Origin of the sequence: Trinickia dabaoshanensis (genome assembly GCF_002879885.1) — a bacterium.
Classification (GTDB): Bacteria; Pseudomonadota; Gammaproteobacteria; order Burkholderiales; family Burkholderiaceae; genus Trinickia; species Trinickia dabaoshanensis.
This window is the reverse complement of record NZ_PNYA01000005.1, coordinates 250,644-270,658: the sequence shown is the minus strand read 5'-3', so window position 1 is coordinate 270,658 and position 20,015 is coordinate 250,644. Positions and strand designations below refer to the sequence as shown.

Sequence of the window (20,015 nt, the reverse complement as noted above, 5' to 3'; positions counted from 1 at the left end):
GGCGTCGTCCTCGTGGCGCGCCCGGCGGCGCGAGGCCCGTATTGTAATAAAAATGTAAGGCCACGAGGAAGATCGGCGCTGCCGCTCACCGGAGCTGGAATCGGAGCGGGATCGCATCGACGCCGAATCGGTCGTTACCTTCGACGATCCGGCATCGATGCGAAAGCGGCCAAGCCGCCGGCTCGGCAGGCTCAGGCCGGCAGCGAAAAGCCGGAGATGGCCTCGCGCAGCACGCCTGCTTGGTCCTTCAGCGACTGCGCCGCGGCGGCCGCTTCTTCCACCAGCGCGGCGTTTTGTTGCGTCACCTTGTCCATCTCGCCCACGGCCCGGTTCACTTGCTCGATGCCCGCGCTTTGCTCGCGGGAGGCATGGCTGATTTCCTCGAGGATTTCGTTGACGCGGCGAACCGATTGCACGATTTCGCCCATCGTCGAACCGGCATTCGCCACGAGCGCCGCCCCCTGATCGACGGTATTCGTCGACGATTCGATCAGCGCTTTGATTTCCTTGGCGGCCGTGGCCGAGCGTTGAGCCAAGCTGCGCACTTCCGAGGCGACGACGGCGAAGCCGCGTCCCTGCTCGCCGGCCCGCGCCGCTTCCACGGCCGCATTGAGCGCGAGGATGTTGGTTTGGAAGGCGATGCCGTCGATGACGCCGATGATGTCGCCGATCTTCTGCGAGCTCGACGTGATTTCGTTCATCGTGCGCACGACGTCGTCCACGACGCTGCTGCCGCGCGTGGCCACGCCCGCGGCCTGCTCGGCCAGCTTGGCCGCTTGCGAGGCGCTTTCGGCATTCATCTTCACGTTCGTCGTCATCTGATCCATGCTCGACGCCGTTTGCACGAGCGCCGCCGCCTGCTGCTCCGTGCGCTGCGACAGATCGGTATTGCCGGCGGCGATTTCGCCCGCCCCAACGTTGATGTTCTCGGTTCCGGCGCGCACGCGCTTGACGGCGTCGGCGAGGCCCACCTGCATGTCGGCGAGTACGGCCATCAAGCTCGAGTCGTCGCCGTGTTCCACCGAAATACGGGCGGTGAGATCGCCTTCGGCGATGCGCCGCGCCGTGGCGACGGCGACTTCGAGATCGCCCCCGAGCCCGCGGCGCACGCTGCGCAGGACCAGCACCATCGCGGCCGTGGCGGCGATGCCGAGCACGCCGATGATGCTCACCCAGCGCACGAGGCTCGACATGAAGGCGTCGTTGATGTCATCCATGTACATACCGGTGACGATGTCCCAATCCCACGGTGCGAAGCGCAACCCGTACGACATCTTCGGTACCGGCACTTGGCTGCCGGGTTTGGACCAGAGGTAATGGATGAAGCCGCCATTGGGCTCGGCCGAGGCTTTGACGATGTCTTGGAAAAGGTGATTGCCGGCCGGATCGGTGAAATTGGTCAGATTTTTGCCGGTCAATTCGGGCTTGATCGGATGCATGAGCATGACGCCCTGCGAATCGTTGATCGAGAAGTAGCCGTCTTTGCCGTAGCGCAGAACCGAGATCGCCTGAAGCCCTTGCTTCTTCGCGTCGTCCTCGCTCATTGCGTGCTGCTGGGATGCGTCGTAGTAGTGCTGTGCGATGCTGTTCGCCTGTTGGACGAGCGCCATGAGTTCGCTCTTCCGGTCCTCCATCATCGACTCGCGGTTTTGCCAAACGCCGGCTACCCCGATGAGGATGAGCCCGGCCCATAGCACCGCGATCATTGAGCCAAGCTTCCTGTTCAAAGTCATTTTCTGCATTGCGTTGCTCTCGATTGGTCGGTCGGTCGGCGGCTTCGGAAGCAAGAGTTCTCGAGATGAAACCGCACTTGTCCGGTCTATCGACGCATCGTCTAAAGCAGCGCAGGGGGAGAAACCCTGATTTGGATCAGGAGAGTGCTTTTGTCGCAGGTTAGCGGAAGCGTACGCGGCTCATGAGGGGTTCTTGTCAGGCGGTCCTTCCGGACGCTGCGGTTCGTCGTTGTGGTGTCCGGGCGCAGGGGGCACGACGGGCTCGCCTTCGGGATCGCGCGTGGGGTCGGCGACAGGATCGGGAATCGGTGCGGTGTGCATGCGATAGTCCATGGCTTATGCGTATCGGGATGAGGGGTGGGCAAGAACCGAAACGGCGTGAAGCGTCGTCTCATTTATACGCTATCCGGGGCTGTTCAACAACGCAGGCAGCCGCGCCGCGAGCAGATCGATGGCCACGCGCACGCGCGAAGGCAAATGACGGGTCCGCCGCCAGGCGAGGTGCACGTCGATCGTCGGCGCGGGCGTTCCGGCCAATACGCGCTCGAGCGCGCCGGCGCGCAGGTCTTCGGCCACGAGCCAGCATGGCAGGCGTGCAAGGCCGGCGCCCGCTTTCACGGCCGCGACGATCGTCTCGAGATCGTCGAAGCGCAACCGGTGTTTCATGGTGACGACACGCATCGAAGCCGTAGCGTCCGACAGCGGCCATCCGACTTCGCGCCGGCCGGCGGCATAGAGCACGGCGTGGTGACCTTCGAGCTCGGCCACGGTTCGCGGCGTGCCGTGACGCTCCAGATAGCCGGGGCTCGCGCAGACGATCATCGTTTGTTCGCCCACTTTGCGCGCGACGAGATCCGCAGGTGGGTGCCGCAGTGTCCCGCTGCGCACGACGAGGTCGATATTCTCGTCGACCAAATCGACGACTCTATCGGTGAAACTGATCTGGACTTCGAGCTGCGGATAACGGCTGGCCAACTCCAGCAGCAACGGCGCGACGCATCGTCTCCCGAATAGCACCGGGGTGCTGACGTGCAGGCGCCCTTGCGGCGAGATGCGTGACGCACTCAACGCGGCTTCGCCGGCATCGAGTTCGGCCAGCGCGCGCACGCAATGTTCATAGAACGCCTGCCCGTCGGCCGTCAGGGTTTGACGACGCGTGGTGCGCAAAAACAACCTCGTGCCCAGACGCTCCTCCAACCGCGCGATGCTTTTGCCGACCGCGGAGCGAGTCAGGTGCAATCGCTCGGCCGCCAGCGCGAAACTGCCTGCCTCCGCCGCATGCACGAATGCGGAAATGCCTGCCAGTCGATCCGTCATGATCGGTGATTGCTCTCGTGTCAATTGATTCCAAAAAGTCTACAACAAGCGGACTATTTGCCCGCACTGGCGACGTTCGATCTCCATTACGATTTTTTCGTCAGATCAACGAGGAGAACGAACATGAGTCATTCGACGAAGTCCACCATGAAGCAATGGATAGCGGCCCAACCCGGTGCGCGGCACTTGACGCTCCAAACGATGCCGGTCCCGACGCCTGGCGAGCACGAAGTGCTGGTCCGTGTGGACGCTGTGTCGCTCAATTACCGCGATATCGGCGTGATCGAGGGAACGGAGTTGAGCGCCGACATGCCGTTTCCGCTGACGCCGGGATCCGATCTTGCAGGCCGCGTCGTGTCGGCGGGGGCGCGTGTGACGCGCTTTCGCGAGGCCGATGCGGTGCTCGGCACGTTTTGGGCGGGGTGGATCGATGGCGATTGTCCGCAACATGCCCGTGTGCTCGGCGGCTCGCTGCCCGGTGTGCTAGCGCAATACGTCGTCCTGCACGAGGACTGGCTCGTCCACGCACCGCGCACGCTCGATGCGGTCCGGGCCAGCACCTTGCCGTGCGCCGGGCTGACCGCATGGTTCGCGCTCGTCGAAAACACCGGTTTGCGCGCCGGGCAGACCGTCCTCGTCCAGGGCACGGGCGGCGTGGCGCTGTTCGGATTGCAATTGGCTCGAGCGCACGGAGCCAACGTCATCGTGACATCGGGTAGCGGCGAAAAGCGGCGCCGGGCGCTCGAGCTGGGCGCGTCGCATGTCATCGATCGCACCTCCGGCCTACCATGGGAGGTGCAAGCGCGCGAGTATACGGGCGGCCGCGGCGTCGACCATATTTTCGAGCTCGTGGGCGGAGAGAACCTCGCTGCCTCGCTGCGCGCGGTTCGGCAAGGCGGCCGGATTTCATTGATCGGCGTATTGGGCGAACACGCGATGACGTTTCCCAGCGTGCCTGCGTTTTTAACGCGATCGGTGATACAGGGCATCGGCGTGGGACATCGGCGCGCGCTCGAAGAACTCGTGCGCGCGGTCGATACCGTGGCGCTTCAGCCCGTGGTGGACGCGTGCTATCGCTTCGACCAACTGCCCGAGGCGTTCGAGCATTTGAAGCGCGGCGCGTTCGGCAAGATCGTCGTGGACGTGGGCTCGGCTGCGGCTTGAATCCTCGGGCCTCGGTTGTCGGTTATCGGTTATCGCTGTCGATGCAAGTCGGCGAACGTGTCGATATCGGCGAGTACACCCGCGTCGTCGACCTCGATCGCGGTGACATCGGCCGATTCGAGGATGGCGCGCGCGCCCACGTCGCCGCCGAGCGATAACAATGCATCTCGGTGGATCGAGCCGAATCCGACGGGATGACCGCGGCGTCCTCGGTAAATCGGAGCGACGATCGAGGCGCCGCGATCGATATGGCGAGCGATGGATTCGATCGTCACCGGCGCGATCCACGGCATGTCGGCGAGCGCGACGATCCAGCCTTCCGATTCTTCCGTTGCCCGTACCCCGGCGGCGAGACTCGCGCCCATACCTTGCTCGGCGCCGGCTGCGAAGACCACGTCGCAGCCGGCGTCGTTCAATGCATGGGCGAGCGCTTCCGCACCGGGACGCACCACCGCTGTGACGTGCGGCAAGATGCTCAGTAACGACCGAGCGGCCGCGCACGCCACCGGGGTGCCGTCGGGCAAGGGCGCCAGCAGCTTGTTCTGCAGGCCGCTAGGATCGAAGCGTGTGCCGCTGCCCGCGGCAAGCAACAGCGCCGTGGCGGATGAAGCGTAAGTCATGTCGGTGGCTGTCGCGAGCGGAAGTCGATGCGTGTTCGGATTGTGCGGTCCGCCTAGGGCGGGAAGCAAGTTCCATCTGTACGCGCGAGTGGGTTCGCCCGCACTTCTTCGCGGGCCAAGCGGCGGCGCGCCGTATCAAACGCTGCCGGCCGGCAGCACCTTATCCAACGTGATCGGCAGGTCACGTACGCGCACGCCGGTGGCATGATAGACCGCATTCGCGATGGCCGCGGGCACGCCCGTGATGCCGATCTCGCCGATGCCTCTAGCCCCCAACGCGTTGAACCGCGGATCGGGCACGTTCAATACGCTGACGTCGATCGTGCCCACATCCGCATTGACCGGCACGTGATATTCGGCCAGATTCGCGTTGACGAAGCGGCCATAGCGCGGATCGAGCTCGCTCGCTTCTTCCAGTGCCGCGCCGATGCCCCACACGATCCCGCCCATCAGTTGGCTCTTCCCGGTTTTCTCGTTGAGCAGTGTGCCCACGTCATAGACGGCCACCACGCGCGGGACGCGGATGGTGCCAAGCTCGGCATCGACATGTACCTCGACGAACACGGCTCCGAACGAGTGGAACGCGTAGCGTTGCGCCTCATCGCCGCGCTTGGCCGTGGCACGCCCTTCGATCGGCCGTCCCCCGGCCCGGGCGATGACGGCGGCGGCCGGGTCTCGGCGAGCGGCGTCGTGGCGCGCCACGACCCAGCCGTCCACGACGGTGACATCGGCCGTCGACATCCCATGCAGCGGTGAGCCGGCGTCGGCGCAGGCGATGTCGATCAATTGCTTGCGCGCGGCCCCCGCGGCTTCCATGACGGCGGGCCCGACGCTCGCCACCGATTGCGATCCGCCGGAAACAGGCGCATTCGGTAAAGAAGAGTCGCCGAGCGCGAAGCTCACTCGATCGGGCGGAAAGCCGAGCGCGTCCGCGGCGACCTGCGTCATGACCGTGTACGTTCCGGTACCGAGATCCTGCGTGCCCGACGCGACGACGGCGCTCCCGTCCGGCAAGATGCGTGCGAACGCGGCCGCCTCGCTGCGGTGCGCGGGGTAGGTGGCCGTGGCCATGCCCATGCCGATCAGCGTGTGGCCTTGGCGCATCGATCGAGGCGCATGCACGCGTTTCGACCAGCCGAAACGCTCCGCGCCAACCCGGTAGCATTCGCGCAATTGTTTGCTCGACCAAGGCTTGCGCTCTTGCGGGTCGATCTCCGCATAGTTCTTGAGCCGCAGCGTGAGCGGATCGATCTTCAACGCGGCGGCCAGTTCGTCCATCGCCGATTCGAGCGCGAACGAGCCGGTCGTTTCCCCAGGCGCACGCATGAACGTAGGGGTGCCGACGTTGAGCGGAACGAGCCGGTGCGTCGTCGCGAGGTTCGGCACTTCGTAGAGCATGCGGGTGAGAACGCCGGACGTCTCGGTCCAGTCTTCGAACGTCGACGTGTTCGAATACGTGTCGTGACGCATGCCGGTGAGGGTACCGTCTTCGCGGGCCGCTAGTACGAGGTGCTGTTCGGTGCGCGGCCGTCCGCCGACGGGGCCGAACATCTGAGGCCGCGTCAGTGCGAGCCGAACGGTCCGGCCAACTTGCCGGGCGGCCATCGCGCACAGCACTACGTGCGACCACACGGAGCCCTTGCAGCCGAAGCCGCCGCCGACGAACGGCGACACGATGTGGACGTCGTCCGGCGAAATGCCGAGGAACGCAGCCACGGCTTTGCGGGCGTTGCCCACGCCCTGGCTCGTGTCGTAGAGCGTCAAGCGCGGACCGTCCCACGAGGCCATGATCGCGTGGGGCTCCATCGGATTGTGATGTTCCATCGGCGTGGTGTAGACCGCGTCGATGCGCACGCTGCCCGCGCTCAACCCGCGTTCGATGTTGCCGCGTAGCGTGTCGGGCTTTCCGCCGATCATGGACTGCGGCGGATGGCCGTGCGCCTTCGTTGCGGCAAAGTCGAGCGTGGGCGAGGGCGGCGCGTATTCGATTCGCAGATGGCCGGCCGCATCGACCGCCCGCTCGAGCGTATCGGCCACGACCAATGCGACGGGTTCGTTGTCGTAGCGCACCTCGTCGGTTTGCAGCAGCGAAAGCCGCCGCTGCGCGGGCGGGGACACTTCGGGTTCACCGCCGTTCGGCAAACGGGGCGCATTGCGCGACGTCATGACGAGCAGCACCCCAGGCATCGCCTCGGCGCGCGTGGCGTCGATCGAGGCGATACGCCCGCATGCGATCGAGCTCGTCACGAGCACGGCGTGGGCGAGTTGCGCGGCGGGAAACTCGGCGGCGTATTTGGCGCCTCCGGTCACTTTGAGTACGCCGTCGGTACGGTCGAGCGGTTGGCCGATCGTATTCATGCGGGCTCTCCTGTCACGCCGCGCGTCTGTCGTCCCGCCGCGACGTTCACGGCGCGCACCATGGCACGTTCGGCTAGCGTCACTTTGAAGCGATTGTCGCGTAGCGGCCGCGCGTCGCGCATTTGCGCGGCGGCCGCGTCACGCAGCACGTTATCGCCGAGCGGCTGTCCGATGAGCATGCCCTCGGCGATCGTCGCGCGCCAGGGCTTGTGCGCCACGCCGCCGAGCGCGATGTGAACGGCCTCGATCTTCTCGCCCTGCAGACGCAGCGCCACGGCGACCGATACGAGCGCGAACGCGTAGCTCGCCCGGTCACGAATCTTTAAGTAGCTCGTACGCGCCGATAGTGCGGAAGGCGGGAGATCGACCGCGGTGATGAGCTCGCCCGGTTGCAATGTGGTATCGAGGTCCGGTCGATCGCCGGGCAGCCGATGAAACCCCCCGATGGGAATTTCGCGTGCGCCATTGGGGCCCACCACTTGAACGGTCGCATCGAGCGCGGCTAGAGCGACGCACATGTCGGAGGGGTTGACGGCGATACACGCTTCGCTGAAGCCGAAGATCGCATGTGTGCGGTGGTGGCCGTCGATCGCTGAACACCCGCTGCCGGGCCGGCGCTTGTTGCATCCGGCGAACGCCGTATCGTAAAAGTAGGGGCAGCGCGTGCGTTGCATGAGGTTACCGCCGATCGTGGCCATGTTTCGCAATTGCGCCGACGCGCCTGCCAATAGCGCTTGCGTCAACAACGGATACTTTTCGCGAACGAGCGCGTGATTCGCGGCGTCGCTGTTGCGCATCAACGCGCCGATACGAATACCGCCGTCCTGTCGCGCGCTTATGGTGTCGAGGCCTTCGTCGCGTAGATGGGTAATGTCGACGAGTCTGACCGGCCGTTCGACGCCGCCTTTCATGAGGTCGAGCAGATTCGTGCCGCCGCCGATGAATGCGACGCCGGGTTCGCGCGCCGCGCGCACCGCGCCGGCGATATCGGCCGCGCGCTCGTATGCGATTGCGTCCATGGGGCGGCTCCTTTTAGTGAGTGTCAACCGCGCTCGTACACGACGCGTACCGCCGCGACGATATTCGGATAGGCCCCGCAGCGGCACAGGTTGCCGCTCATGCGTTCGCGGATTTCATCGTCGGTGAGCGCGTGGGGCGCCGTTCGAACGTCTTGCGTGACGGCACTCGCCGTGCCGTGGCCGAACTCGTCGAGCAGCGCGGTGGCCGAGCACAGTTGGCCCGGCGTGCAATAGCCGCATTGAAAGGCGTCGTGTTCGATGAAGGCGCGCTGCAACGGGCTCAGGTTTTCTTGCGCCGCGAGCCCTTCGACGGTCGTGACCGATTGCCCCTCGTGCATGACTGCCAGCGTGAGGCATGAATTGATGCGGCGGCCATCGACGATGACCGTGCATGCACCGCATTGCCCTCGATCGCAGCCCTTCTTGGTGCCGGTCAGTCCCGCGTATTCTCGCAATGCGTCGAGCAAGGTGACACGAGGCTCGAGTTGCAACGCGTAGGGGCGTCCGTTGATCGTGAGATGCACGGGTAGGGTAGCCACAGTGGGGCGCGCGGGAGCAGGCATGGATGGCGGCGTTGCCATGGGTTGTCCTTCGGCGGGCGAATGGGGCGCCGCGCCGATGGTGGCTGCCGCGGCGGCGGATTGCAGGAAGCGGCGACGCCCGAGATCGGGCGTGCGCGCGGCATCGTTGGCGGAATCGGGCTTCGACATGGGATGAACGAGCTCCGTGAGAGGCGGCGATCGAACGTCACCTGCGTTTAGCAAGCCGGGTGCCTGCGCGCGGGTGCATCAGCGGGTGCATCCGCTAGTGCATCGATAGGGACTTCGTGTGCCAAGGAAATGGGTGTGCGAGCACGCGGTGGGTGCGATCGCAATGGGCCACGCGTACGAGGCGACGAGTCGTGACGCGCGATGCCTTGCGCGTCAGACTGTTATAGCAGCTTGAAGAAAATCTGCCGGGATAGGGCCGCGGGCGCTAGGAAGGTGGAAGGTCTCGGTGGCCGGTTCGGTCAGTCGATTCCGTGAAAGACCGCATCGTCGGGACCGAGGTACGCAGGCGGACGCCACGCGGCGTCGCGCATCGAATGCTGCACGAGGTGATCGACGCCGAGCAGCACCGCGAAAATCGCCATGCGCACGGGGATACCGTTGTCGGTTTGACGGAAGATCGCGAGCCGCGGATCATGGTTCAAATCGGTACTCAGATCGTTCGCGCCGGGCCGGCTGTCTCGCGGCAGCGGGTGCATGATCAACGTGTCGCGTTCGCACGCGGAATCGACGAGTGCCTGATTGATTTGAAAATCGGGCGTATAGCCTTCGAACGATTCGTCGGTGAAGCGCTCCTTCTGAATGCGAGTGGCGTAGACCACATCCGCACCGCGCAAGCCCGACGAGAGATCGCTCGATTGCACCACCACGTGACCGTTGCGCGATATCTGATCGACGATATAGGCGGGCATCTCCAGCGTGGGCGGCGAGATCAACGTGAACTTGATGCCGCGGTATAGCGCGAGCAGCTTCACGAGCGAGTGCACGGTGCGGCCGTATTTGAGGTCGCCGACCAAGGCGATATGCGCGCCATCGACGATCTTGCCGAGCCGGGAGAATTCCCGCTGGATCGTATAGAGATCGAGAAGCGCTTGGCTCGGATGCTCCCCCGGACCGTCGCCGCCGTTGATGACGGGCAGATTCGTCGCACGGGCAAATTCGGCCACGGAGCCTTGCTCGGGATGCCGCACGACGAGCGCGTCGACGTAGCCGCTCATCACGCGGCTGGTGTCGTAGATCGATTCGCCTTTTGCCATTGAGGAGAACGTAAAGCCGGTCGTATCGCAGACCGACCCGCCCAAGCGGCAGAAGGCCGCGCCGAAGGAAACGCGGGTTCGGGTACTCGCTTCGAAGAACAGATTGCCGAGCACGGCGCCTTCCAGCACCCGCGAGATCTTTTGGCGCCGCGCGATCGGCTGCATGAGGTCGGCGACACGAAACAGCGCTTCGACGGAATCGCGAGAGAACTGATCGACGGAAAGCAATTGCGCCTTGCCTTCGAACAGAATCTGGCTCGCCAACGACGACGAATCTACGCGTTGCGTATATCCGTCTTCGCGATTGGAATTGACGACGATTTCGGAGACGAAGCGCGCGACGATCTCGGGCATCGACCGCGACTCTTGCGAATCTTCGGGCAAAAGCCAAGTGTCGAGGGCCCGCCGGCTCACGCCGATGCGGTTCGCAAACGCGTCGCGCGTCATGTTCATGCGGCGCATCGCGTCGCGCAGGAATGCTTGTTGGGGGACGGTCATCGGCGGGCCTCGGGCGGGTAGCGGCGGTGGAGGAATGTGCGCGATGCGTATAGTACTTCGTTCGAAGGCGAAGTCAAGGAGGGGATGCCAGACGGAGCGCCGCGCGTGCGTTTCGTGGACGACGGGCGGCGCTATGGAAACGATACGCTTAGGCGGCAACGCTCGTCGCTGCGTTGCCGTTTAGGGGCGGGCGATCAGAGGCGGACAGCGGCATTCACGGGCGGGTGTGCTCGGTGGAGAGACTCCAGACCGTGATGTTCGGCACGTTGTCGTCGACAGCGGCAAACTTCACCATGCCGCCTTGCGCTTGGGAGAAAGCCAATCCAAATGCGCCCCCCGGAGCCGCATCCATCGGTAGCTGTGCGACAAAGCGTCCTTGCGGCGTAAACTCCACGATCTCGCTCGGTTGCGTTGCCTCGGCGTTGACCGCATCTCCATTGGCGGTGAACAAATGGCCGTTCGGACCCAGTGCCAATGCGAGAGGGCCGTGCAGGTGCCGATTGTCCGCATAAATCAGTGCGCCCTTGCCGCCGTCATGCCGAGTCGCACCCGCGCCATATACGGCGAAGATGGCATTGTCCGCCGTCGACGCCACGTAAAGAACGTCGCGCTGCGGGTCGTAGGCGAGTCCCGTCGGGCCGACGACGAGCGCCGCGGGGTCGCCGCGGAACGGATATCCGGAAGCGATTCGAGTGCTGCGTTGAAGATGGATGCCGTTAGCGTCGATCGCAACGTCGAGACGCACCACCGTGCCATTGAGCACGTTCGAGACGAACACCTTCGCGCGATCGCCGAGATCGAAAATCGTCAGATCCCATGGACCGTCGAGCCCCGCGTTCGACGAAGTCCATTGCGCGACGATGCCGCCGGTTCGGTTAAGGACCAATAGAGATCCGGGTTGGATCGTCGCAAATGTCCCATCGGTCGTGGGGACGTTCCCGACGAGAACGAAACCGGCGCGCAAGACGCCCAGCGCCGTTGTCAGACCGAGGCCCGACGGCCCGGCAAAGAACACGCTGGGGTTCCCGTTCGGCACGATCTTGACGATCGTGGTGCCGGTGCCCTGAAGATTGTTCGCATTGTTGAAGTTGGCGACAAGCAGATCGTTCGCGCTAATCGTTCCGTGAGCGGGGAATCCCTGGGGGACGAAGGCGACGCCGTACGGATTGACGTCGCCATTCGCCGGAACGGTGGATGAGATGACGGCGGCGGGCGGCAGCAGCCGATCGTCGTCGGCTCGTACCGGGCTGCTCGTCGATAAGGCAATGGCTGCGCACAACGTGGCCATCAGTGGGATCTTGGTGGCGAGTTTCCGGTGAGTCGCGCGTGCGTATCGCGACGATCCAGCTATCGATCCGGAATGAAAAAGAACGCAATCGCCCATGACCATTCTCCGAGGAGATCGCGACGACGCACATGCCAACCGGTGCCGCTCAGGGCAGGCATCGACCGCGAACGGGCTCGCTCGGCGCGGGGCCGCGTCGGGCCGACCGTCTTGATTAAACGAAGCGGCGGGGAGGAATATTCCACGAGAATCGGGACTCTCGGGCGGCCGGCCCCAAACCGGCATCCCGCTTGGGCGGGACGCCGCTGAAGTGTTGCGACGAAGACTACGCGTAACGCGCTTCGTTCAAATCGGAGATCAGCGTGGGTCCGGCCGGCTTCCAGCCCAAGCGCGCTTGCGTTTGCGCGCTCGATGCCGGCAGATCGAGCGCGGCGAACATCGCCATCCATCCGAAATACGCGGGCGCTTCTTCGCGGGTGATCGAAATGACCGGCAGGTTCAGCCCTCGGCCCAGCGCTTCGGTTATTTCGCGCGCGCTGATTCCTTCTTCGCCTACGGCGTGATAACGGGCACCGCGTTCCGCTTTTTCGATCGCGAGCCGATACAGCCGTGCGACATCCGATAGATGTCCAGCCGGCCAGCGATTTTGCCCATCCTCGACGTACGCGCACGTGCCTTTCTCGCGCGCGATACCGATCAGCGGGGTAATGAGGCCCTGTCTGAACGGATTGTGCACTTGCGGCAGGCGCACGATGGATACGTTGAGGCCTGTCTCCAGCAGGGCATTGCCCGCCATTTCCGAGGCGATGCGAGGATTCGGGTGATCGGTGTTGAAGATGTCTTCGGTGGCGAGTTGCCCATTGCCCGGGCTACCGATGCCCGTGCCCGACGTGATGAGAAGCGGACGATCGGAGCCCGCCAACGCCGAGCCGAGCGCCGCGATCGCGCGCTTGTCCTTTTCGCAGTTGTCCACGAAGTTCGAGAAATTGTGATCGAACGCGAGGTGGATAACGGCGTCCGCCTTTTGCGCACCGGTGCGTAGGGTGTCGGGGTCTTCCAGCGTGCCGCGATGAACTTCAGCGCCCACCTCGATTAGGGCCTGAGCACCGGTGTCGGAGCGCGTCATGCCGATGACTTCATGGCCCGCTTCAATGAGTTCGGGAACGAGAGCGGAACCGATGAAACCCGTTGCGCCTGTTAGAAAGATACGCATGGTGAAAACCTCCTGGTTAGCCAGCGACGCACTATGCGATCATTCGATATCCTGTTGAAGTAGTGACTTTATCCTGGTAAACGGACTAACAGGCTTGCCATGTCATCGAACGCCGCCCAAACCCTCGGAGAATTTTTGCGTAGCCGCCGAACGCGGCTCGATCCGGCCAGCTTCGGGTTTTCCGGCCGCAGGCGCACGTCTGGGCTGCGCCGGGAGGAGGTTGCCCAGCGCGCGAATATCAGTTCGGCGTGGTACACCTGGCTCGAGCAGGGGCGCGGCGGGGCGCCTTCCGCCGAGGTGTTGGAGCGCATTTGCACGGCGCTGATGTTGACCGATACCGAACGCGAGCATTTGTTCGTGCTCGGGCTTGGACGTCCGCCGGAGGTCCGTTATCGGGCCGTCGACGGCGTGAGTCCGCGCTTGCAACGGGTGCTCGATTCATTCGATGCGAGTCCGGCCATCGTCAAGACGGCGACATGGAATGTCGTGGCATGGAACCGTGCGGCCTCGTTCGTCTTGACCGACTACAGCGTGCTGCCGCCCGACGAGCGCAACATCCTGCGTTTTCTCTTTCTCAATCCGTCCGTTCGCTCGAAGCAGCACGATTGGGAAAGCGTCGCGCGCTTCGTCGTCGGCACGTTTCGCGCGGACGTCGCGCGAGCGGGACTGGCCACCGAGGTGGCGGATCTCGTGGACGATTTGCGCCGCCGGAGCCCGGAGTTCGACCGCATGTGGGGCGAGAATCACGTGCTGAGCCATGACGTGGGCGAGAACGTGAAGCGTCTGCTGCATCCGCAACTGGGGCCCATCGATATGGAGTATTCGCTATTCGCTGTCGATGGCCGGCCCGATCTGAGCATGCTCGTGTACACGCCGCTCCAGGCGGAGATCGTCGAGCGCATTCGGGCGGTGTCGCGAGAGCCGGTTGGCCTGTGCGCGCAGCTCTGAGGATGCCGGATCAGCCCGGGCTTGCAGCGGTAGGCGCTTCAGGGGGAAACACCGCGGCATCGCGCGTCGCCGGTACACGCGAGACAGGCAAGGGAATGCGTACTTTGATCGACGTGCCGTATCCCGGTGACGACTCGATCGCGACCTCGCCCGCGACGAGATAGGCTCGCTCGCGAAGGCCCGAGAGCCCGAACGAATTCAACTTGCGCGGCGTCGAAAGGTCGAAGCCGGCACCGTTGTCTTGCACGATCAACAAGACGTGATCGTCATGGCGCATCAAGCTCACCCTAGCCCGGGAAGCGTGAGCATGCCGCCCGATGTTGTTCAGCGACTCCTGCATGATGCGGAACACCGCCGTGGCTTGCGGCTCATCCAGATCGAGATCGGGAGGCTCGACGGACAACTCGCATTCGATGCCGTGGCGTTGCCGGAAGTTTTGCGCCAACCAGTCCGCCGCGGCAACGAGCCCTAGATCGTCGAGTACCAGCGGTCGAAGATCCGCCGCGATGCGCCGAGTCGCGACGACCGCTTCGTCGAGGAGCGAATGCACGGGCGCTAGCTCCGCTTTCAGTTCGTTTCGTTCGGAAACGAGTTCGAGCGCGAGTCGCGATGCGGCCAACGTCTGGCAGAGTTCATCGTGCAATTCGCGCGCGATGCGTCGATTTTCCTGTTCGCGAGCGGACGTTCCGATCGATGCCAATTCACGCAACTCTTCGCGCGAATGCTCGAGCGCCGCTTCGGCGCGTTTGCGCTCGAGCACTTCGTTGACCAAGTGGTGGTTCGCTGCCGTGAGTGCGGCCGTACGCGATGCCACACGTTGCTCGAGCAGCGCGTTCGCTTCGTTCAATCGCGCCGTCTGCAACTGAGTGCGTTGACGCTCGCTGCGCTCGCCTTCGAGTGCCTGCACGACGCGCGCGTATAGATTCATGTTCTCGAGCGTCAACACGACGAGGACGAAGCTAGCGGCGCACAAGCTGAATGCCCGGCCGGCGTAGAAACCGAGATCGAAACGGCCGTGGTTGAGCACGCCCGCGAACGCCACATCGAAAAGCGAAGCGCAGGTGACGATCATGAGCCACAGATCGAGCACGGAGTGCGGCCGCCGCCGGAAAAGCGCGACGAGCGCAAGCAAGCTGAGCAACCAGGTGACTGTGAGCACGATGCCGTGCGCCGCCGTATAGCTCGGTGCCAGCGGCGGTCCCGACAACTGCGGCGGCAGCCACGCGTACCCGCGGGTGGCGAGTAGCGCGAATCCGATAGCGAGGAGGGCGGCGAAGGCGAAGCTGGCCAGTATCGCCGGTGCGCAAGCGCGCTCGCGCAACGTTCGCGGCGCCACGTCGTCGCCCTTCAGCCACGCATAGGCAATCACGAAAAGCGGAAAGCTGCCGTGCCAGAAAACATAGAGCCAAGCGGTGCTTTGACCGCGTGCCCCCAACCAGCCGGTAGCGGAAAAAACGCCCGGAAAAGTGAGTAAGTGCGCGGTCGCGGTAAAGGCGGTCAGCCAATATCCGGTCGCCAAAACGAGCAATGCTTTCGACCGCAAAATACGGTACTGGCCAATCAAAAGCGCTGCCGTTAGGAAATCACAGACGATCGCCGCGGATTCATAGACCGGAATGAAGGCCCAAACCGTCGGTAATTGGATTTTCGCGAACGGCACCACCGAAACGAAGGCAACCGCGGTAATCAGAGCGACAACGATCGCAAGTTGCCGCTCGCGCCGATCCGGTGCCAGGATGGAGAGGAACACCCGCGTATCGGTCGTCAACTCGTTCACGCTTGCCCCCGCGCTCGCTCACGCGTTGATTTTGCTGGTACGCCAGATAGCTTACTACCAATGCATGCAATAAGGCACATTCGGATTATCCGGAAACGATAATATTTCGAGCCCCGGCTGGAGGCGCGCGGCTTGCTTGGACTGTCGTTGCGCGCCGGCAGTTGGGTGGGTTGCCCAGTCGGCCGGTATCCCCGCCAACTCGACTGGGTGAGCATAGCGATGGCACATTCTCGGAATGATCGAGACGAACACACCGGCCACGGCCACGATCACCTGCACGGCATAACGGATCAGCGCCGTATCGGCGTAGCCTTGCTCATCATCGCGGTTTTCATGATCGTCGAGATCGTCGGCGGTCTGTTGTCGGGATCGCTGGCACTGCTGGCCGATGCGGGCCATATGGTCAGCGACACGGCCGCGCTGGGATTCAGTTGGGCGGCCATTCGCTATGGCCGCCGCCCGGCAAACGCGCAGCTTTCATACGGCTACAAGCGCCTCGAGATTCTTGCCGCCTTCGTGAACGGCTGCGCGCTGTTCGTTATCGCAGCTGCGATCTTGGTCGAGGCGGTACGCCGGTTCGCGGAACCGGTACCTGTTGTCGGCAAGACGATGTTGATCGTTGCTTTTGCGGGACTTGCCGCGAACATCGGCGCGTTTCTCGCTCTGCACGGCGGCAACCGCGAGAATCTCAACGTCCGCGGCGCTTGGCTTCACGTCTTGGGCGACATGCTCGGATCGCTCGCGGCCATCGTTGCGGCAGTCGTGATCTTGCTGACAGGATGGACGCCGATCGATCCGCTCCTCTCGATCTTCGTTGCGGTGATCATCCTGAAAAGCGCCTGGGGGATCGTCAGAGCGTCCGCCCACATTTTGCTCGAGGGGACGCCGCAGGGCATCAGCCTCGCGGACATCAAGGCCGATCTCGAGCGCAACGTTGCCGAGGTGCGCGATGCCCATCATATTCATGCGTGGTCGATCACGGCCGAGCGCCATCTGGTCACGCTGCATGTGCATCCGGCGCCCGGGGCGGCCGCGCACGATGTGGTGGCCGCGGTTCGGCGCCGTCTATCGTTACGGTTCAACGTCGAACACGTCACCGTGCAGGTCGAGGAGCACGATTGCGCCGACCCGGGGAGCGCTCACGGGCACGGCGCTTCCGAGCCCGCGAGTCGTTAATCGGGTTTGGCGTTCGCCGCCGTTTCCCCGACAAAATCGACATACCTGCGCAAAGGGCGCCCCAGCATCGCTTCGAGCCGATCCACCGCGCCGTCCGCGCCTCGCATGCCGTGTTGCTGGATCCCTTCCATCATGAGCCGCATATCGTAGGCGAGCCAGCCCGGACCGAACGAGGCCATCTGTGCCTCGAAGGCCGCCGTATCGTCGCCGCCGTATTTCACCTCGCGCCCGAGCGCGGTGCTCCATACCTCGGCCGCAGAAGGGCCGGTCAGCCGATCGGGCCCGACTAAGTCCAGGGTCACACGCGGCAACCGGTCAGGCGCGCGATCCCGCCGCAAAAGCTCCCCGACAGCGAGATCGGCGATATCGCGCACATCGATCATCGCCACGCCGGCGGAGCCGATCGGCATCGGATAGACCCCGTAGTTCTCGATGACTTGCTGCACCATCCGCTCGTTCTGCATGAAGTAGGCGGGACGCAGGATGGTCGCGGCCATATCGAGGCTTTCGATCATGCGCTCGACCGTGTGCTTGCCGGTGAAGTGCGGCACGTTCGTATAGCGATCGGCATGGATGACCGAAAGGTAGACGATGCGTTCGACGCCGGCCTCGCGAGCGAGGTTCAGCGCGATTAGGGCTTGGGTGATCTCATCGGGCGTAACCGCGTTCAGAAGGAACAAGGTCCGCACCGATGAAAGCGCCGCGCGCATCGACGCGACATCCGCCAAGTCGCCGGCCACTTCCGTGACGCCTGCCGGGAAACTGATTTTGCCCGGGTGGCGAACGAGTGCTTTGACCTCGGCGTTCGCATCGCGGAGTCGTTGAACGATAAGCGAACCGACTGTGCCGGTCGCGCCGGTAACGAGAATGCTCATGTGAAGCTCCAAGAAGAAATGAGAGTGAGTTAGCGCGAAAAATCCACGACGGCCTTGCCCGAATGCGATTCGGTGCGATTGCGTTCGATGACGGCGGGAATCTCTGCGAAGCCGACGACCTCGCTCACCTTCGACGTCAGCGTGCCGTTCGCAACGTCCGCGGCGAGCCGCTCGAGTAGAGCCGCATCGGGCTGATTGATGAACCACAGCCCGCGGCGCCCGGCCGGCGTACGCGCCAGAATGTCGGGCGAGGTCGTGCCGACGATCGCACCCGTCGGCGTGAGCACCTGCCAAGAGCGGTCGAGTACGTCGCCGCCGACGTAGTCGAGTACGAGGTCGATGTCGCGTGCGATGTCTTCGAAGCGTTGCGTCCGATAGTCGATGACGTGGTCGGCGCCGAGGCTTCGCACGTAATCCAAGTGAACCCCCGCGGCGGTGGCATACACCTCGGCGCCCGCGCGCTTCGCGAATTGCACGGCATACCCGCCGAGCCCACCGGCCGCGCCGTGGATCAAGACTCGCTGACCGGGGCGGATCGGACCGGCGTGATGCAAGCTTTGCCAAGCCGACACGGTCGCCACCGGAATTGCGGCCGCCTGGATGTCGTCGAGTTGTTCGGGCGTACGAGACAGGTTCGCCTCGCTGACCGTCACGAAATCCGCGTAGGCGCCGAGGCCGCCAACCGGGCCCATGACCCGATCGCCGACCTGAAAGCGTGTTGCCCGAGGCCCGACGGCCTCGACCATGCCGGCCAGCTCGACGCCGAGCACCGCGGGAAGCTGGAGCGGGAAGGCGTCCCGAACGTATCCCTCGCGCACTTTCCAATCGATGCCGTTTACACCGGCGGCGCGCACGCGGACCAGAACCTGGCCTTCCGCCGGTTCCGGCTTCGAAATCTCGGCCAATTCGACGGCGTTGGCGTCGCCGTATGCGCGGATCAGTGCGGCACGTTGAGTCTTGTTCATTTCGAGTCCTCGTCTATCAAGTTGTGGTGTGAACAAGATAAGGTGTTGCGGAAACAAAACGAAGACCCGAAAATGTAGACACATCGTTTCAAAAATGGAACACCGTGGATCTGAACGCGCTTGCCGACTTCGCGCTGGTCGCATCGAACGGAGGACTGGGAAAGGCGAGCCGCGCCAGCGGCAAGTCGAAGGCGACGCTGTCTCGTCGTATTGCCGATCTGGAAGAGCAACTCGGCGTGCGGCTCATCGAGCGCGGCGCCCGTGGCCTCAAATTGACGGAAGCCGGAGAGATGCTGATGGCCCGGACAGAAGGGCCGATGCACGAGGTGGCCGATGCGATGACCGCTACCCGGGAAGGGCTGGCGGCGCCACGCGGCCGCTTGCGCATCGCGTCGCCCGTGTTGTTCTCGCAACTCGCCATGGGCCGCATTTGCGCCGAGTTCTGCGCTGCCTACCCGGAGGTGACGGTGGACTTGGTGGCCGAGGACCGGCTCGTCGATCTCGTCGAAGAGCAGTTCGACATCGCCATCCGCATCAATCCGAGCCCCGATAGCAGCTTGGTGGGCCGGTGTTTCGCGAAGGACAGGCTGGTGGTCGTGGCGGCACCGTCGGTACCGGTGCCGAGTCCGGGCGTGGTCACAGCGGTACCCGGCATCGTGTTCTCGAACTTTCAGCCGAGCCATTGGAGTCTCGACGAAGGCCGGTTGATCGTGCAGCCTGTGCCGAGGCTCAGGCTTTCGTCGTTCTTGATGATCCGCGATGCGGCGGTCGCCGGGGCGGGCGCCGCGCTAATGCCGCAGTCGATCGCGTGGGGGCAACTGACGCGAGGAGAGTTGGTGCAGTGGGGCACGGTCTCGGATGCCGACGTCGCGCTCTGGGTTCTGCATACGTCGCGCCGGCTCCCATCGCCGAAGGTCCGCGCCTTCGTTGAATTCATCTGCAACCAGTACCCGGAAGGATCGCTCGTCCTGAAGGGATAGGCGAGTGCTTCTAGGACCGGCAAAAGTATTGCCCATGGCGACGCCGACGCTGTACACTGCGTCGAATGGAAACGGGTCTCGTACATCTCCCACCGGTTGTCGCGCTCCGGCGCCTGCACGCTCAGTGCGGCGCGGCGCTCGCGCTTGCCGTTTCCAAAGCCAAAAAACAGTCGCACGTCTGACCGGTGCGCTGTGCCGTCGGACGCGCGACGGGACAGCATCAATGGTCTTCTCCTTGCCCTTCCCGGCGCCTCCCTCGGATTCGATTCGGTCACGTTTCGAG

At 64.1% G+C, this 20,015-nt stretch carries 17 protein-coding genes; 4 read left to right on the top strand and 13 right to left on the bottom strand.

The window, feature by feature from the left end; genetic code table 11:
• Positions 1-191: 191 nt before the first annotated feature.
• The 3 genes from C0Z18_RS07690 to C0Z18_RS07685 form a co-directional block, all read right to left on the bottom strand.
• Positions 192-1,733 carry a methyl-accepting chemotaxis protein gene (locus C0Z18_RS07690; protein ID WP_102644833.1) on the bottom strand — a complete coding sequence of 514 codons (1,542 nt, stop codon included), beginning with the start codon at positions 1,731-1,733 and terminating at the stop codon, positions 192-194.
• A gap of 180 nt (positions 1,734-1,913) precedes the next feature.
• The gene (locus tag C0Z18_RS33155) at positions 1,914-2,054 is read right to left on the bottom strand and encodes a hypothetical protein (RefSeq protein ID WP_199189410.1); all 141 of its coding nucleotides are present in this window, start codon (positions 2,052-2,054) and stop codon (positions 1,914-1,916) included.
• A gap of 81 nt (positions 2,055-2,135) precedes the next feature.
• Complete coding sequence (locus C0Z18_RS07685) at positions 2,136-3,050, bottom strand: LysR family transcriptional regulator (protein ID WP_102644788.1); 915 nt, start codon at positions 3,048-3,050, stop codon at positions 2,136-2,138.
• A gap of 123 nt (positions 3,051-3,173) precedes the next feature.
• On the opposite strand from C0Z18_RS07685, the gene C0Z18_RS07680 reads away from it, so the two are divergent.
• Entirely contained in the window at positions 3,174-4,214 is a 1,041-nt protein-coding gene (locus C0Z18_RS07680) for a zinc-dependent alcohol dehydrogenase family protein (protein WP_199189406.1), read from the top strand.
• Between the two features lie 29 nt (positions 4,215-4,243).
• Here C0Z18_RS07680 and C0Z18_RS07675 read toward each other — a convergent pair whose 3' ends face one another.
• The 7 genes from C0Z18_RS07675 to C0Z18_RS07645 form a co-directional block, all read right to left on the bottom strand.
• Positions 4,244-4,834 (bottom strand): nucleotidyltransferase family protein, encoded by a 591-nt coding sequence (locus C0Z18_RS07675; protein ID WP_102644786.1) that lies wholly within the window; start codon positions 4,832-4,834, stop codon positions 4,244-4,246.
• Positions 4,835-4,969: 135 nt separating this feature from the next.
• Positions 4,970-7,192 (bottom strand): xanthine dehydrogenase family protein molybdopterin-binding subunit, encoded by a 2,223-nt coding sequence (locus C0Z18_RS07670; RefSeq protein WP_102644785.1) that lies wholly within the window; start codon positions 7,190-7,192, stop codon positions 4,970-4,972.
• Complete coding sequence (locus tag C0Z18_RS07665) at positions 7,189-8,211, bottom strand: FAD binding domain-containing protein (RefSeq protein ID WP_102644784.1); 1,023 nt, start codon at positions 8,209-8,211, stop codon at positions 7,189-7,191. The genes C0Z18_RS07670 and C0Z18_RS07665 overlap by 4 nt, the downstream gene beginning before the upstream one ends.
• 23 nt (positions 8,212-8,234) lie before the next feature.
• Entirely contained in the window at positions 8,235-8,921 is a 687-nt protein-coding gene (locus C0Z18_RS07660) for a 2Fe-2S iron-sulfur cluster-binding protein (RefSeq protein ID WP_102644783.1), read from the bottom strand.
• Between the two features lie 299 nt (positions 8,922-9,220).
• Positions 9,221-10,513 carry an aspartate carbamoyltransferase gene (locus tag C0Z18_RS07655; protein WP_102644782.1) on the bottom strand — a complete coding sequence of 431 codons (1,293 nt, stop codon included), beginning with the start codon at positions 10,511-10,513 and terminating at the stop codon, positions 9,221-9,223.
• Between the two features lie 214 nt (positions 10,514-10,727).
• On the bottom strand, positions 10,728-11,801 hold the full coding sequence (locus tag C0Z18_RS07650; RefSeq protein ID WP_233217227.1) for an NHL repeat-containing protein: 1,074 nt from the start codon (positions 11,799-11,801) through the stop codon (positions 10,728-10,730).
• Between the two features lie 322 nt (positions 11,802-12,123).
• Complete coding sequence (locus C0Z18_RS07645; RefSeq protein ID WP_102644781.1) at positions 12,124-13,011, bottom strand: SDR family oxidoreductase; 888 nt, start codon at positions 13,009-13,011, stop codon at positions 12,124-12,126.
• A 99-nt stretch (positions 13,012-13,110) separates the two neighbouring features.
• On the opposite strand from C0Z18_RS07645, the gene C0Z18_RS07640 reads away from it, so the two are divergent.
• Positions 13,111-13,959 (top strand): helix-turn-helix transcriptional regulator, encoded by an 849-nt coding sequence (locus tag C0Z18_RS07640; RefSeq protein WP_102644780.1) that lies wholly within the window; start codon positions 13,111-13,113, stop codon positions 13,957-13,959.
• A gap of 10 nt (positions 13,960-13,969) precedes the next feature.
• Here C0Z18_RS07640 and C0Z18_RS07635 read toward each other — a convergent pair whose 3' ends face one another.
• Entirely contained in the window at positions 13,970-15,736 is a 1,767-nt protein-coding gene (locus C0Z18_RS07635; RefSeq protein WP_102644779.1) for a sensor histidine kinase, read from the bottom strand.
• Between the two features lie 219 nt (positions 15,737-15,955).
• Here C0Z18_RS07635 and C0Z18_RS07630 point away from each other — a divergent pair, with 219 nt between their 5' ends.
• Positions 15,956-16,912: a cation diffusion facilitator family transporter gene (locus C0Z18_RS07630; protein WP_102644778.1), complete on the top strand. Its 957-nt coding sequence runs from the start codon at positions 15,956-15,958 to the stop codon at positions 16,910-16,912.
• Here the strand turns inward: C0Z18_RS07630 and C0Z18_RS07625 are convergent.
• Both C0Z18_RS07625 and C0Z18_RS07620 read right to left on the bottom strand, forming a co-directional pair.
• Complete coding sequence (locus C0Z18_RS07625) at positions 16,909-17,787, bottom strand: NmrA/HSCARG family protein (RefSeq protein WP_102644777.1); 879 nt, start codon at positions 17,785-17,787, stop codon at positions 16,909-16,911. The genes C0Z18_RS07630 and C0Z18_RS07625 overlap by 4 nt on opposite strands.
• A gap of 29 nt (positions 17,788-17,816) precedes the next feature.
• Complete coding sequence (locus tag C0Z18_RS07620) at positions 17,817-18,752, bottom strand: NADP-dependent oxidoreductase (RefSeq protein ID WP_102644776.1); 936 nt, start codon at positions 18,750-18,752, stop codon at positions 17,817-17,819.
• Positions 18,753-18,856: 104 nt separating this feature from the next.
• Here C0Z18_RS07620 and C0Z18_RS07615 point away from each other — a divergent pair, with 104 nt between their 5' ends.
• A complete protein-coding gene (locus C0Z18_RS07615) occupies positions 18,857-19,732 on the top strand; it encodes a LysR family transcriptional regulator (protein ID WP_102644775.1) in 876 nt (291 codons plus the stop codon).
• The last annotated feature ends 283 nt before the right edge of the window (positions 19,733-20,015 follow it).

Bases quoted from the DNA above. Each gene is read 5' to 3' on its own strand.
- C0Z18_RS07690 (WP_102644833.1), bottom strand. From the start codon at position 1,733: ATGACTTTGAACAGGAAGCTTGGCTCAATGATCGCGGTGCTATGGGCC.
- C0Z18_RS33155 (WP_199189410.1), bottom strand. From the start codon at position 2,054: ATGCACACCGCACCGATTCCCGATCCTGTCGCCGACCCCACGCGCGAT.
- C0Z18_RS07685 (WP_102644788.1), bottom strand. From the start codon at position 3,050: ATGACGGATCGACTGGCAGGCATTTCCGCATTCGTGCATGCGGCGGAG.
- C0Z18_RS07680 (WP_199189406.1), top strand. From the start codon at position 3,174: ATGAGTCATTCGACGAAGTCCACCATGAAGCAATGGATAGCGGCCCAA.
- C0Z18_RS07675 (WP_102644786.1), bottom strand. From the start codon at position 4,834: ATGACTTACGCTTCATCCGCCACGGCGCTGTTGCTTGCCGCGGGCAGC.
- C0Z18_RS07670 (WP_102644785.1), bottom strand. From the start codon at position 7,192: ATGAATACGATCGGCCAACCGCTCGACCGTACCGACGGCGTACTCAAA.
- C0Z18_RS07665 (WP_102644784.1), bottom strand. From the start codon at position 8,211: ATGGACGCAATCGCATACGAGCGCGCGGCCGATATCGCCGGCGCGGTG.
- C0Z18_RS07660 (WP_102644783.1), bottom strand. From the start codon at position 8,921: ATGTCGAAGCCCGATTCCGCCAACGATGCCGCGCGCACGCCCGATCTC.
- C0Z18_RS07655 (WP_102644782.1), bottom strand. From the start codon at position 10,513: ATGACCGTCCCCCAACAAGCATTCCTGCGCGACGCGATGCGCCGCATG.
- C0Z18_RS07650 (WP_233217227.1), bottom strand. From the start codon at position 11,801: ATGGCCACGTTGTGCGCAGCCATTGCCTTATCGACGAGCAGCCCGGTA.
- C0Z18_RS07645 (WP_102644781.1), bottom strand. From the start codon at position 13,011: ATGCGTATCTTTCTAACAGGCGCAACGGGTTTCATCGGTTCCGCTCTC.
- C0Z18_RS07640 (WP_102644780.1), top strand. From the start codon at position 13,111: ATGTCATCGAACGCCGCCCAAACCCTCGGAGAATTTTTGCGTAGCCGC.
- C0Z18_RS07630 (WP_102644778.1), top strand. From the start codon at position 15,956: ATGGCACATTCTCGGAATGATCGAGACGAACACACCGGCCACGGCCAC.
- C0Z18_RS07625 (WP_102644777.1), bottom strand. From the start codon at position 17,787: ATGAGCATTCTCGTTACCGGCGCGACCGGCACAGTCGGTTCGCTTATC.
- C0Z18_RS07620 (WP_102644776.1), bottom strand. From the start codon at position 18,752: ATGAACAAGACTCAACGTGCCGCACTGATCCGCGCATACGGCGACGCC.